Raw genomic sequence first — 14,351 nt, forward strand, 5'->3', positions numbered from 1 at the left:
TACGCATGGCGATCCATAATTCCCGGCTCGAACGTTGGTGTTCCCGTTTTAGGATATTTGTAATGTTGAAACCTTCTCCGTATGGCTGGATTTCCCAGTACTTTCTCGGATTCTTCTTTGCGTATGGCGTGTATCTGCCATTTTGGTCACTTTGGTTTAAGGATCAGGGCGTATCTTCGACAGATATCGGTTTGCTGGTCGGGTTAGGCCTTGCGACACGTTGTGTTGCCAATATCGTGATCACCCCACGAGTACACAAAGTCGAACATCTTATGCCTGCTTTACGTTGGTTGAGTTTCGCTGCCCTCCTTTTTGTTGGATTTCACTTTTTTACGGGTGGTAGCTTTTGGTTAATGGCACTAGCGACAGTGTTGTTCAATCTTTGTTGTGGACCGATTATTCCGTTGTCGGACGCGATGGCAAATTACTACGCTCGCCTGAAAATGCTCGATTATGGCCGCACGCGGCTATGGGGTTCGATCGCCTTTATCGCAGGCTCGACGGCAGTGGGCTACCTGGTGGCTGAATTTGGCTCCGATATGATCTTGTACACTGCGATGTTCGGCGTGTTTATCTCGTTGCTGTTTGCTATGCGACCGACTAACCCAATGCCTGTAACGCACGGTGGGCAAAGCGCAGAACGTCCAAAGCTGACCGCTCTTTTGACCGACAAGCCGATACTAAAATTCTTAGTGTTGGTGTCACTAATTCAGGGCAGTCATGCGGCTTACTACGGCTTTAGTGCGATTCACTGGAAGGCCGCTGGTCACTCGGAAGATGTCATTGGCTACTTATGGAGCTTGGGGGTGGCCGCAGAAGTGGCAGTGTTTGCACTGAGTAAGCGTTTATTCGTAGGTTGGTCAATACGCGCGCTGTTTATTGCTGCTGCCGTTGGTGTAATGATGCGTTGGGGTATTACGGCGTCGACAACATCAATTATTGCTTTGGTGATTGTTCAACTATTGCATGGTGTGACTTTCGCTACCGCACACATTGCCGCGATCCAATATATCCAAAACTCCGAAGAAAATAAGATCGTAGCGTTGCAAGCGTTGTATAACGCGATTCCGTTGGGCGCATTTATCGCGTTAATGACCGTATTGAGTGGCTGGGGTTATGAGCACTGGGGACCGCTTGTGTTCTGGGGCATGGCCGCGATGGGGTTATTGGCTCTGTTCATCAAGCTTGATTCGCAAGACCCACATCAGGTGGTTGATGTATCAGACAAGCCACTTGAAACACAGAATTAGACTTATGTAACAAAGGTTAAAAACTAAGCTTTGTCTCCGTTATCAAAGCAGTGTTAAATGAAACCTCTCCCTCATGGAGAGGTTTTTTTATTCTCTTGCTTTAAAAGTAGCAAGAAAGGCAAGAAAGGATATCGGATGCAAGGATGGCTGGTGGTTCCCGTTTCTTTAGCGTATTTGGGAGCTTTATTTATCATCGCGTGGTACGGCGACATTCAGAAAAGGTGGCTAGCACGCTGGCGGCCTTGGATTTATAGCCTTTCCATTGCGGTGTACTGTACATCATGGACCTTCTACGGCACGGTCGGGCAGGCCAGCAGTAATCCTTGGTCTTTCTTGCCCATCTATATTGCTCCCATTTTAGTGTTTACCATCGGATGGCGCGTTTTAGCTCGGCTTATTTTGATTGCTAAACGGGAACACATCACGTCGATTGCTGACTTTATCGGAGCACGCTACGGTAAATCCCAAGGTTTGGCCGTGGTTGTTACGCTCATAGCGGTTGCGGGAATTTTGCCGTACATCGCTTTACAGCTGCGTGGTATCACTATGGGGCTTGAAATTATTGCACCAGAGCTGGCTACTGATTTTGGTTATCAAAACGATAGCGTGTCGTGGTTTGTTGTGGTCGCATTGGCGATTTTTACGATGCTATTCGGTACCCGCCACATTGATAACACGGAACACCATCGTGGGATGATGATGGCAATTGCCTTCGAATCCATTATCAAACTGCTGGCTTTTTTAGTGGTTGGTGTCTTCATTGTTTGGTTGGCGATGAACACCGAGAGTTTGAGCTTAATAGATGTTGCCGCACAGACGTATCAGTCACCAAATATCCCGACTATATTGATTCATACTGTACTCACGATGCTGGCGATCGTTTGCCTTCCGCGACAATTCCATACGATGGTGGTGGAAAATGAACGTGCTCAAGATTTGCACGTGGCGCGTTGGTTGTTCCCCATTTATCTGATCTTAATGGGGATTTTTGTCTTACCTATTGCATGGGTAGGGCAAGGTCTCTTGAGTGGCGCTTCGCCTGATACTTATGTCATCAGTGTGCCGATGTCGGTAGGGGCGAGTGAAATCGCCTTGCTTGCGTTTCTAGGCGGTACTTCAGCGGCAAGTGGCATGGTTATCGTATCGACGATTGCCTTAGCGATCATGGTCTCGAATGACTTGGTTATGCCATTGCTATTGCGTCGCATGCGACTGACGCAGCGTAACCATCACCATTTTTCTGAATTATTACTGCGGATCCGCCGTGGTTTGATTTTAGTTTTGTTGATTGGCGCGTGGTGTTTCTATCAAGCGTTGGACACCATTCATTCACTTTCTGCTATCGGCTTTCTATCGTTCGCGGCTATCACGCAATTCGCTCCTGCGCTGGTTGGCGGTATGTATTGGCGTCAAGGGAATAAGAAAGGTGTGTATGTTGGCCTCGCGGTGGGTTTTGCTACCTGGTTGATTACGTTAATGAGCCAAACAGACATGCTTGCCGGAGACGCCAGTAATAACTTCCTGATCTGGTTGATTACGCCACCAGAGGTATTGGCTAGCTTTGATATCGCGATTTCAGATTGGGGGATGATCCTCAGCGTGGTCGCTAATGCAGTGTGTTTTGTTGTGGTTTCTATGGCTACCCGACCAAGCCTAAGTGAGCGCTTACAATCGGCATCATTCGTTGGTACACCGTTGCCTGAAAGCGAAAATATGAGTCTGTACCAGAGCCGCGTTACGGTTGCAGAACTGGAAATGCTAGCATCCAGATTTGTAGGACGAACGCGAGTTAAAGCGGCGTTTCAAGCCTACTGGAGCCAGCAACGAGAAGAGTTGATGCCGAATCAACAAGCGCCATCTTCTCTGATTCGGCATACGGAGCGTGTGCTAGCAGGGGTATTTGGAGCATCTTCTGCTAAGTTAGTACTTACTTCCGCTCTGCAAGGAAGAAACATGCAGCTTGAAGAGGTGGCGACTATCGTCGATGAAGCCTCTGAACTGTACGATTTTAGTCGGGGTTTACTCCAAGGCGCGATTGAGCATATTGGACAAGGTATTGCGGTCGTCGATAAGCAACTACGCTTGGTAGCGTGGAACCAACGCTATTTAGAACTCTTTGAATTTCCGCCAGGCCTGATTCAAGTAGGTCGACCGATTGCGGATGTGATTCGGCACAATGCAGAGCAGGGGTTGTGTGGCCCTGGTGACCCTGATGACCACGTTCGTCGCCGTGTTTATCACCTTGAGCAAGGGACTCGGCACACCTCTTCTCGGGTTCGTCCCGATGGTCGCGTGATAGAGGTGCAAGGTAACCCAATGCCAGGTGGTGGCTTTGTGATGAGCTTTACCGACATCACCGTATTCCGTGATGCAGAGCAAGCACTGAAAGACGCCAACGAGACATTGGAAGAAAGGGTACGTCTGCGGACTCGAGAATTAGAACAACTCAACAAGCAGCTGGTGGAAGCGACGCAGCGCTCTGATTTGGAATCGAAGTCCAAATCACGGTTCTTGGCGGCAGTAAGCCATGACTTGATGCAACCGCTCAACGCGGCGCGTCTATTCGCATCTTCACTATCGGAAGTCGCCAAAGACAGCGAAGCCAAAAAGCTGTCAGCACACATTGAAAGTGCTTTAGAGGCTGCCGAAGACTTAATTGGAGATTTGCTGGATATCTCGCGTTTGGAATCGGGCAAGTTGGAAGTCAACGTGCATGGCTTTGCGTTAAATGATGTGTTATCGAATTTGAATGCTGAGTTTAGTGCGTTAGCCAAACAGCAAGGTATAGAGTTCACCATGATTCCGTCCTCACTCATGGTTAAGTCGGATCCCAAACTGCTGCGCCGTGTGGTGCAAAACTTCCTGACCAATGCGTTTCGTTATAACCCGAATGGCAAAGTCGCACTCGGTGTTCGCCGCGTGAAAGGGCGAGTGCGTATTGATGTATGGGATAATGGAGTGGGGATTGAAGAAGAGAAGCAGCAAGAGATTTTTGAAGAGTTTAATCGCGGAACTCAAGTTCGTTCCGACCAAGGTCTCGGACTTGGTTTGGCGATTTCGAAAGGAATTGCTCAGGTACTTGGGCATGAAATTTCGATGCGCTCTTGGGTTGGAAAAGGCAGTGTTTTTTCCATCACCCTAGATAAAGCTGATCATGTTCAGCCTCATCCAGTTCACGTGGCGATGAATAAGCAATCTGAACTTGGTCATCTGAGAATCCTTTGTGTCGATAATGAGCCTGACATTCTAGTCGGCATGGAAAACTTACTTTCCCGATGGGGTTGCGATACACGAGTTGCGATTGATTTAGTTGAAAGTCTACAAGCGCTTGAGGATGGTTGGATTCCGGATGTAATTTTCTCCGATTACCGACTTGATGATGGTCGTACTGGTTTAGAAGTGCTACAGCAATGCCGCCTGAGATTAGGCCACAGCTTTGAAGGCGTCATCATCAGTGCAGATCGTACCGATGATATGCTTGATGGCATCAAAGCAAATGGGTTCAGCTTTATTGCTAAGCCAGTTAAGCCGCTTAAGCTGCGTTCGGTGCTCAATCGAGTCGCTTAGGATTGGAGTGTTTGAAAAATCGCTATAAAAAGAGACCTCCGAATGGAGGTCTCGATGTTTGTAATCTTAGTTGATAGGCTGAGTTTGCCGCTTATTCTGCGACGCCGCCTTGGGTCAGTTTGGCTGGATTAAGCAATCGCTCTAGTGTGGCTCTATCCAAATCAGTTTCTTCTTCCGCGACATCAATAATCGCGCGTCCCTGTTTGTAGGCTTTTTTCGCGACTTCTGCCGCTTTTAGGTAACCAATGACCGGGTTGAGAGCCGTGACCAAAATAGGGTTTTTGGCGAGTGCTACATCCAAGTTATCTTGGCGAACTTCAAACGTCGTAATGGCTTTGTCAGCTAAAGCGGTTGCGCTGTTAGAGAGTAACTCGATGCTCTCCAATACGTTATGAGCAATAACTGGCAGCATGACGTTAAGCTGGAAGTTGCCCGCTTGGCCTGCGACGGTAATGGTGGTGTCATTACCAATGACTTGCGCTGATGCCATCGCTGCGGCTTCTGGGATCACAGGATTTACTTTGCCAGGCATGATGGAAGAACCCGGTTGCAAGCCTTGTAATTCAATCTCACCTAAACCAGCCAATGGGCCTGAATTCATCCAACGAAGATCGTTTGCGATCTTCATGATCGCAACTGCTGCTGTTTTGAGCTGTCCCGACAGAGCGACGATCGCATCTTGACTGCTTAAATTGAAAAAGAAGTTATCACTGGCCGTGAACTGAATACGAGTTGACTGGGTTAGGTTGCTAGCGAATAAGTCTGCAAAGCGTGGATCGGCATTGATCCCCGTTCCAACCGCCGTACCACCTTGGGCTAAGGCTTTTACAGCAGGAAGAGCTTGTTCAATCGCTTGTTTTGCATGCTCGATTTGGAACTGCCAACCGCCAAGTTCTTGAGCAAAGGTAATTGGCATCGCGTCCATTAAGTGGGTGCGACCGGTTTTTACAACATCTTTCAATGCTTGCTGTTTAGACTCTAGTGTTTGGCTTAGGTGTGACAGGGCCGGGAAGAGCTGTTTTTCAATGGCTAATGCTGCGCTAACTTGAATGGCCGTCGGTACCACATCGTTGCTGCTTTGTCCCATGTTGACGTGATCATTAGGGCTGACAGTGCCGCCTAGATGCTGGGAGGCCAGTGTTGCAATTACTTCATTCGCATTCATATTTGAGCTAGTGCCTGATCCGGTTTGAAATACGTCAATTGGGAATTGCTCAATATGATTGCCTTCGATAATTGCTTGAGCTGCGTCAGCAATCGCGTTGGCAATATCTCCTTCAAGCAGCCCTAGCTGTGCGTTGGTGAGTGCCGCAGTCTGCTTGATGTGTGCTAACGCTTTGATAAAACTAGATGGCATTTTATGTTGACTGAATGAGAAGTTATCGACGGCGCGTTGAGTCTGGGCTTGGTAGAGAGCATCTGCAGGGACCGTTACTTCGCCCATACTGTCAGTTTCTATGCGGAATTCGGTGCTCATGGTAGGGATCCTTTTGGTTAATCGAGTGAGATTTGAATCAGGCGTAATTGTTGTTGTAGTGCGAGAAATTTCACGTCGCCTTGTTCAAACTGGTAGTAATAGCGTTTGAGGCAAAATAATGGCGTATGGATAGAATCGAGACAGACACGACGGAAGATACGACTGCGAGTTGAGTCTTGAATTGCGTCTAGTAAATGGAAATAAACCTGACGTAAAAACAGCTCACACAACAATAGATTTTCTTCATCGGCATCGTGTTCATAACAGGAAGACAACACCATTCCCCAATGAATATAGTCATGAATCACGTCTGGCTCAAAGCCATGTGGTGCGGCGAGAAGGAATCTATCTTGGGCTTTAAAAAATGCGTTAAAGATGTCCCGTTTGTTGTCCATAACCACCTCTCATCAAATGTAATGATAATTATTATCAATTAAGTTGTGAGTTGGCAACCCTTTTTAGAGTAAGAGGTTGTTGAAGAAAGACTTACGGAAGCAAAAGCCGACGCAAAGGCGTCGGCTGAGTAGGAATTCATTTATGCTGAGTGAAACTAAGTCACTGTCGTTTGAAGACCGGTGAATTAGCTTGTCGCCGTTATTCAGTAAATAAGGTTTCGTACTTCACAAATGCGGTTTGCGTTTCACCATAATACAGTGTGCCGCCTGATTGAATGACGACTCTTAACCAGCTTTCTGCAGATGCAGGCTTTGGTAAGGTGATGTACCAGCTTTGGCCTGCTTGATCGGCGGGCTTCATATCAATCGGTTGAGCGTTTTTCTCTTTGTCACTCACAATAGAAACTTTAACACCTTCGAGTGGGTAAGCGGCGTTGAGTGATAATTCTAAGTTATTTTTAGTGAGTTTTTCCGAGCGAAATTTCACTTTAAAATCGCCATTTTCCATATCACACAGACCACTGGTGTAACGACAATTAGACTTACTCGCGAGTTTGTAAGTTTCCCCTTCTTGCGCCGCGTGGGGCTTCTCGCTGAGGGCCATATCGGTACCGAAGTAAGCGATCAAAGAGAGAACTGGCGCAATCAGTAGAGCGAGAATAAAGTGCTTGTTTTTGAACATCTTGGCTTCCTTGCAACGACATACTGCGAATATGGTAACTGAAAAGTGAGAATAAAAAAGCCCCGGACGGCTGGTTCCAAACGGGGCTTTTGTGGTTTTGATTAGTTTTTAGTGATCCACTGCGCTACCAGCACCTACTGGTACGCGAACGTGTTCGACTAGGTCTTTTACTTCTTGTGGCGTTTCTGCAGTTACTTTGGAGACAGCGAATGCGACGATGAAGTTAAATAGTGCGCCGATAGCACCAAACGCGTTTGGCTCAATACCTAGGAACCAGTTTGTTCCCCAGCTTTCTAGATATTTCCAATCAGCAACGAAAAGGATGCCTTTGTGTTGGAATACGTAGAACAGCGTAATACTGATACCCGCAATCATACCGGCGATTGCGCCTTCTTTGTTGATGCTCTTGCTGAAGATGCCCATCATCAATGCAGGGAAGATGGATGAAGCGGCAAGACCAAAGGCGAGTGCTACCGTACCTGCGGCAAATCCAGGCGGATTTAGACCGAGATAGCCTGCGGCTGCTATCGCTACTGCCATTGATATTCGACTAGCAAGTAGCTCTTTTTTCTCGGATATGTTCGGATTGATAACCCCTTTGATTAAGTCATGGGAAATAGCTGAAGAAATGGCGAGTAGTAAACCTGCTGCGGTAGATAGTGCAGCTGCAAGACCACCTGCTGCCACAAGTGCAATCACCCAGTTTGGTAGTTTAGCGATCTCTGGGTTAGCCAATACCATGATGTCGTTATCAACGCGCAGTTCGTTGGTGGACGCATCTGAAGTGTATTGGATATTGCCATCGCCATTTTTATCGTCAAAACCGAGTAGTCCAGTTGTTTCCCAGTTTTTGAACCACGCAGGACGCTCGTCATACGCTAGGTGCTGACCCGGAGCTGGATTTACCGTATTCATTAGGTTGAGGCGAGCCATCGCTGATACCGCTGGTGCAGTAGTGTAAAGGATGGCGATGAAGATCAGAGCCCAACCTGCTGATGTACGTGCGTCGCGAACCTTCGGCACGGTAAAGAAACGGATAATTACGTGTGGTAGACCGGCAGTACCAATCATCAGTGACATGGTGTAGACAAACATATTAAGTGTGTCGCCACGTACTTGGGTCGTGTATTCACTGAATCCGAGTTCGGTCACCACTTGGTCAAGCCGATCGAGTAGATAGACATCGGTACCAGCCATGGTACTCCCTAGACCAATTTGTGGGATTGGGTTACCAGTGAGTTGCAGAGAGATAAAGATTGCAGGGATAGTGTAAGCAAGAATGAGTACGCAATATTGAGCAATCTGCGTGTAAGTGATGCCTTTCATGCCGCCAAGAACCGCGTACATGAAAACGATACACATACCAATTAATAGGCCAGTGGAGTAGTCCACTTCTAAGAAGCGACCAAACGCAACACCTACGCCTTTCATCTGACCGATAACATAAGTCACTGATGCGATGATAAGACAAACAACCGCTACGATACGTGCGGTATTGGAGTAAAAGCGTTCACCAACAAACTCTGGCACCGTAAACTTCCCAAATTTGCGTAGGTAAGGTGCTAGCAACAGCGCAAGCAGAACGTAACCACCAGTCCAACCCATGAGAAATACTGAGCCGCCATAGCCCATGAAGGCAATTAAGCCTGCCATTGAGATAAACGACGCTGCGGACATCCAATCGGCTGCGGTTGCCATACCATTTGCAATCGGGTTTACACCGCCACCAGCAACATAAAACTCTTTGGTTGAGCCGGCGCGAGCCCAAATAGCAATCCCGATGTACAGGATGAACGTGGCGCCAACGACCAGGTAAGTAATAGTTTTCAAATCCATCTGAGTGACTCCTTATTCGTCCACGCCGAATTCACGGTCAATTTGGCGCATCTTCCATGCGTAATAGAAAATAATTCCTAGGAAGGCATAGATGGAGCCTTGTTGAGCAAACCAGAAACCGAGTTTGTAGCCGCCTAGTTGAAATTGATTTAGTACGTCGACAAATAAAATGCCGCAGCCGAAAGACACGACGAACCAGATGACCATTAGGCCGATCATGAGCTTCACGTTTTTGTCCCAATAGGCTTTGGCTCTTTCTTCGCTTTCAAATGCCATTGCCGTCTCCTTACGATTGGTATTGTTGTTAATGAAATGTTTCAATGTGTACATTAGCAAGGTGTTGGCAATAACTCTTTTCAACTTTAGTCGGGGTGTTAAAAATGAAGAACCCCCATATTATGGGCTTTTTCAGCGAACAAAGGGGTAAAATGTTATGTTAATAAACTGTTAAGTTAGCCAAAGGTCTAAAGGTTGATTGGATAAACAAGCATGATTAAGACTGGCCATTAATCTTTTCTTCATTGAACTTGGAGATGCTGTGTAAGTATTGGTGGTGATCTTGTGGCTCTTAATGAGAGAAGGCGTAGATAAGAAAGCTCACAAGTAATTTATTTACATAAAGTTTTCGCATCAAATCACCGTTTTAACGCACAATAAAGTAATATAACTGAGTCATTCTCGTACAACCTCGCATTTTGAGACGGTGTAAAGGGGAGGCAGATTAGGGCATTACCTCATTAACGAAGTAGCCTTGCTCATCACAATTATTATCGTTTTTCATTAAGGGAGGGTGAGAATGGACGCAGACACCATTAACAGTTTTTTTCTAATAGGTGCGTTGTTAATCGCACTTAGCGTTCTTTTAAGCCCAGTGTCTTCTAAGTTGGGAATCCCAATTCTTTTGGTATTTTTAGCCGTTGGAATGCTAGCGGGGGAAGACGGCTTAGGCGGCATTTTATTCGATAACTTTTCGATCGCTTATTTGGTTAGTAACCTCGCATTAGCCATCATTTTGCTTGATGGTGGGATGAGAACGCGGGTCGCCAGCTTTAGGGTTGCGTTATGGCCCTCGGTCTCTTTGGCGACATTTGGCGTTGCGATCACCACCATTTTGACCGGGCTGATGGCAACGTGGTTATTCGACTTAGATTTATTGCAAGGCATATTGGTTGGTGCGATTGTTGGCTCCACCGATGCTGCCGCGGTCTTCTCTCTACTCAAAGGTCGTAGCCTGAACGAACGTGTTGGTTCAACGCTGGAAATTGAATCCGGCACCAATGACCCTATGGCGGTGTTTCTGACCGTAACTCTGATTGCTATTTTAGCGAACCCTGGCGCAGATTTAAGTGCGGGCTTTTTGGCGTTCAGTTTTCTTAAGCAGTTTGGTATCGGCGCGTTACTTGGCTTCGCTGGTGGCTGGATCTTATGGAAAGTTATCAATCGCAATCAATTACCAGATGGGCTGTATTCTATTTTAACGGTCAGTGGTGGCTTGCTTATTTTCGCTTTATCTAACACTTTGGGTGGCAGTGGTATTTTGTCGATTTACCTTGTTGGTCTTTTATTAGGTAACCGTCCAACACGCAGCCGCCACTCTATTCTTCATGTTTTAGATGGTATGACGTGGCTAGCTCAAATTGGTATGTTCTTGGTGCTTGGTTTGTTGGTTACACCATCTAATTTACTCTCTATTGCGTTGCCAGGTCTTGCGCTTGCTTTCGGGATGATTTTGTTTGCCCGACCAATCTCAGTTTGGATTGGTTTACTGCCATTCAAGAGTTTCACGCCACGTGAAAAGTGGTTTGTCTCTTGGGTAGGACTGCGTGGTGCTGTACCTATCATCCTCGCGGTATTTCCGATGATGGCAGGGTTGCCAGATGCTCAACTGTACTTCAATTTGGCATTCTTTGTAGTAATGGTGTCTTTGATAGTACAAGGGGGCACGTTGACTAAGGCGATGTCTCTTGCAAAGGTCGAGCTACCTTCTAAGCCTGAGCCAATTTCGCGTACGGGTGTAGAGATTTACCCGACCAGTGAGTGGGAGCTGTTTATCTATAGACTTAAAGCAGATAAATGGTGCATTGGTGAGCCATTACGTAGTCTTTCGATGCCGGAAGGAACGCGTATCGCCGCTGTATTTCGCAGTAAAGAGCTATTGCACCCATCCGGCAGTACGCGTCTTGAGGAAGATGATACCTTGTGTGTATTAGCACAAGAAAAGGATTTAGATGCACTGAGCTTACTGTTTAGTGAAGCCCCAGAGAAAGCGTCGCTAGCGCGATTCTTCGGTGACTTCTTCCTCGATATTGAAGTGAAGCTTGCCGATATTGCCGTGATGTATGGTTTGAATCTGGGGGATGAACCGCTGGATAAAAGTTTGAGAAACCTTGTCGAAGAGCAATTAGGTAGCACGCCAGTATTGGGAGACCATTTCGAGTGGCAAGGTTTGCATTGGATCGTCGCTGATGTTGTTGATCAGCAGGTCACTAAAGTCGGTATCCGATTGCCAAACGAAAAAAGTAAGTCTGACGATAAGACGTCAATCTAGTCGCTCATTTCCGTCAGCATAATCACGGCTTGCGTGCGGTTCTTTACACCGAGCTTACGGAAAATCGCTGTCATGTGCGCTTTTATGGTGGCTTCTGAAACATTCAATTCGTAAGCGATTTGCTTGTTCAGCAAGCCATCGGACAACATTCCCAACACTTTATATTGCTGCGGTGTTAGCGCAGCAATCTTTTCCGCTAAGTCATTACATGCCGCGTTATTGGTGATCAACCCTTCAGGGAAGTATGGGTCGCCATTCAGCACTTGATTGAGCGCGTTCACTAATTCGCGCATGTCGCTGGACTTGGGAATAAAACCAAATGCACCATGGCTTTTCACCTGCGTCACGATCGCCGGCTCTTCACTCGCTGAAACGACGACGATAGGTAAATCTGGATGCTCTGCTCGCAAATGAATCAAGCCAGACATACCATTTGCTCCTGGCATTTTGAGATCCAATAGCACTAAATCTGGCTCTTCCTCTCGCTCCAACAAAGCCAGAAGTGCGTCGAGTGAGTCCGCTTCCAGCAAATTTGCACCACTAATAGCCATGTGGATAGATTGAAACAAGGCATTCCGGAAGAGTGGGTGATCATCTGCAATAATGATGGTGTAGGTCGAATCCATGACGTTAAACACTTTTGACTATTTCGTTAAATTTATTATTGTCCAGCTTTGAGAGAGTGGACAATATTTATTCGCTAAAAGTCTGAACCAAATCGACTTTTATTAGGAAAATTGCATATAAACGCAATGTTCTTATTCAAATCTGAGCAATAAAAAACGCCAGTGGACATCACTGGCGTTTGAATATCTGGTTATCAGAACTGCTTGATATGCTCTAAGAAAGGCACGGCTTGCATAAAGCCCGTCAAACGAGCGTTTGAAACGTGTTCACCACTGGCATCCCAAAACTCAATTGTTGGTAAACCAAGCACACTCATGTGCTTCAGTAGTTCGATGTCTTGCACTTGGTTTTTGGTCACGTCCGCTTGCAGAAGAACGAAGTCTTGCAGTTTGGCTTCGACGCTTGGGTCATGGAAGGTGTACTTTTCAAACTCTTTACATGCTACACACCAATCGGCGTAGAAATCGAGCATGACGGGTTTACCTGCCGCTTTCGCAAGTGCCAGTTGTTCTTCAAGCTCCGCCACGTTAGCAATGCGAGTAAAGCTAACAGTGGCTTGCTGAGTTTGTGTTGTGCTGTTGCCAAACCAGTAATTTAAGATAGGTTGTGCTGAGGCTAGCAAACCTAAGACGGCGATTATGCCCACGGCACTTTGTTTCCAGCCACCAAACTCTAGACTGTTTTTGATGTGGTATAGCCAACCAAAAGCAGCAATACCCAGTGCTGACCACAGAATCGTTGACCACATTTCTGGCATGATACGCTCTAGTAAGAAGATAGGTGCGGCAAGCAGAATAAAGCCGAACAGCGTTTTCACGCGGTCCATCCAACCGCCGGCTTTTGGTAGCAACTTGTTGCCAAATACCGCTACAAGGATCAACGGAATACCCATGCCCATCGCTAGCGCGTAAAGGGCGACCCCACCGGTGAGTAAGTCGCCACTTTGTGCGACGTAAAGCAGCGCACCAGAGAGTGGGGCGGTAGTACACGGAGAACAAACCAAGCCAGATATTGCCCCCATTGCAAACACGCCAGCACTGCTACCACCTTGCTGCTTGTTACTTAAGTTATTCAGCCACGTTTGCACGCTGCTTGGTAGCTGTAATGAGTACAGACCAAACATAGAAAAAGCGAGTGCGATGAACAGTACGCTCAAACCAATCAGCACATAAGGGTGTTGCATTGCCGCTTGGAACTGCATACCTGCAGATGCCACCACAAGGCCGAGTAGGGTGTAAGTCAGCGCCATGCCTTGCACGTAGACGAATGACAAGCCTAGCGCGCGGCGTTGGCTTAGTTTGCCACTGCCAAGCACTATGCTGGTCAGAATTGGGTACATCGGCAGCACACAAGGTGTAAACGCCAAGCCCACACCAAGCGCCAAGAACAGAAGTGGTGTCCACCAGTTATCAGCAAGGTTGGCTGCAAGGCTATCTTGCTGTGTTACTGGCGCTGATGATGTGTCACCAGACGTAGATGATTGCGCCGCTGGTGGCGTTGCTGTTAGTGCCTGTTCTGCTTTTGATGCAGTTGTCGCCGTTGTTGAATCTGAGTTCGACGAAGTAAACGCGCTGATAGGAATCACGCGAGTTTCTGGCGGGTAACAGAAGCCTGCTTTCGCACAACCTTGGTATTGCACGACTACGCGAGCACCGTCTTGCCAATCATGCATTGGTACATTAACGAAGAGAGGTTGAGTATAGATATGCACGTCACCAAAGAATTCATCTTTATGCGGTGTGCCGTCTTCCATTTGCAGTTCGCCTAGCGATACTTTCTCACCAGCTACAGACAAGCGCTCTTGATATAGGTAGTACCCGTCACGTACCTGCCAATCGAGCATCAATTTGTCATCTTGTTGGTAGAAGTTAAATGGAAACGCCTGATCAACAGGAACAAAGCTGTCGCTGCTGCTACCAAAACTGTTGTTCTGGCTACTGTTAAACTGGTCTTTGCCAAATAAAGCTAA

General features: G+C 47.1%; 10 protein-coding genes. 3 read left to right on the top strand and 7 right to left on the bottom strand.

The window, feature by feature from the left end; all coding sequences use genetic code 11:
• Positions 1-62: 62 nt before the first annotated feature.
• Positions 63-1,250 carry a 3-phenylpropionate MFS transporter gene (locus R7Q47_RS21265; RefSeq protein ID WP_005382367.1) on the top strand — a complete coding sequence of 396 codons (1,188 nt, stop codon included), beginning with the start codon at positions 63-65 and terminating at the stop codon, positions 1,248-1,250.
• Positions 1,251-1,385: 135 nt separating this feature from the next.
• Positions 1,386-4,817, top strand: a complete 3,432-nt coding sequence (locus R7Q47_RS21270) for a PAS-domain containing protein (protein WP_154204972.1) — start codon at positions 1,386-1,388, stop codon at positions 4,815-4,817.
• A gap of 91 nt (positions 4,818-4,908) precedes the next feature.
• On the opposite strand, the gene R7Q47_RS21275 is transcribed toward R7Q47_RS21270, so the two are convergent.
• The 5 genes from R7Q47_RS21275 to R7Q47_RS21295 all read right to left on the bottom strand — a co-directional run bounded on the left by R7Q47_RS21275 (position 4,909) and on the right by R7Q47_RS21295 (position 9,483).
• Positions 4,909-6,294: a class II fumarate hydratase gene (locus tag R7Q47_RS21275; RefSeq protein WP_154204973.1), complete on the bottom strand. Its 1,386-nt coding sequence runs from the start codon at positions 6,292-6,294 to the stop codon at positions 4,909-4,911.
• Between the two features lie 17 nt (positions 6,295-6,311).
• Positions 6,312-6,689, bottom strand: a complete 378-nt coding sequence (locus tag R7Q47_RS21280) for a hypothetical protein (protein ID WP_005382370.1) — start codon at positions 6,687-6,689, stop codon at positions 6,312-6,314.
• Between the two features lie 199 nt (positions 6,690-6,888).
• Positions 6,889-7,371 (bottom strand): hypothetical protein, encoded by a 483-nt coding sequence (locus tag R7Q47_RS21285; RefSeq protein WP_005382371.1) that lies wholly within the window; start codon positions 7,369-7,371, stop codon positions 6,889-6,891.
• Positions 7,372-7,479: 108 nt separating this feature from the next.
• The gene (locus tag R7Q47_RS21290) at positions 7,480-9,207 is read right to left on the bottom strand and encodes a sodium:solute symporter family protein (RefSeq protein WP_005382372.1); all 1,728 of its coding nucleotides are present in this window, start codon (positions 9,205-9,207) and stop codon (positions 7,480-7,482) included.
• A gap of 12 nt (positions 9,208-9,219) precedes the next feature.
• On the bottom strand, positions 9,220-9,483 hold the full coding sequence (locus R7Q47_RS21295; RefSeq protein ID WP_005382373.1) for a DUF4212 domain-containing protein: 264 nt from the start codon (positions 9,481-9,483) through the stop codon (positions 9,220-9,222).
• A 520-nt stretch (positions 9,484-10,003) separates the two neighbouring features.
• Between R7Q47_RS21295 and R7Q47_RS21300 the strand changes: the two genes are divergently transcribed.
• Complete coding sequence (locus R7Q47_RS21300; RefSeq protein ID WP_005382374.1) at positions 10,004-11,755, top strand: potassium/proton antiporter; 1,752 nt, start codon at positions 10,004-10,006, stop codon at positions 11,753-11,755.
• Here R7Q47_RS21300 and R7Q47_RS21305 read toward each other — a convergent pair.
• Both R7Q47_RS21305 and R7Q47_RS21310 read right to left on the bottom strand, forming a co-directional pair.
• On the bottom strand, positions 11,752-12,381 hold the full coding sequence (locus R7Q47_RS21305; protein ID WP_005382375.1) for a response regulator: 630 nt from the start codon (positions 12,379-12,381) through the stop codon (positions 11,752-11,754). The genes R7Q47_RS21300 and R7Q47_RS21305 overlap by 4 nt on opposite strands.
• 194 nt (positions 12,382-12,575) lie before the next feature.
• The coding region (locus R7Q47_RS21310) for a protein-disulfide reductase DsbD (protein WP_318089371.1) at positions 12,576-14,351 on the bottom strand (1,776 nt) is incomplete at its 5' end.

The sequence above is a fragment of the Vibrio sp. Vb0349 genome (assembly GCF_033338975.1).